This is a genomic window from Microbacterium sp. NPDC055599 (assembly GCF_053618975.1).
Window position 1 is genome coordinate 1 of sequence record NZ_JBSHIM010000017.1, and the last position, 291, is coordinate 291.

At 81.4% G+C, this 291-nt stretch carries 1 pseudogene; it reads left to right on the forward strand.

Annotation, left to right across the window (positions count from 1 at the left end):
• A pseudogene (locus ACWGQ1_RS15430) lies at positions 1–291 on the forward strand (cytochrome b/b6 domain-containing protein); the annotation flags it as partial.

Sequence of the window (291 nt, forward strand, 5' to 3'; positions counted from 1 at the left end):
CTTTCCCGCCGAGGGTGCCGCGACTGATGCGCCCGGAGCCTCGATCGCGGGCGGCGCGCCGTCCGCCCCCGCGACCACACCCGGCGCCGCGACGGTGCGCCGGGGTCTGCCGCGCGTCGCCGGTGGCGAGCCATGGCCGCCCGCCGGGACCGTGCCGTCGTCCGCCGGGACCGTGCCGTCGCCCGCCACTGCTGCTGCCGCTCCCGCCGCTGCTGCCGCTCCCGCCGCCACTGCTGCTGCCGCTCCCGCCGCTGCTGCCGCTCCCGCCGCCGCCGCTGCTGCAGCTTCCGC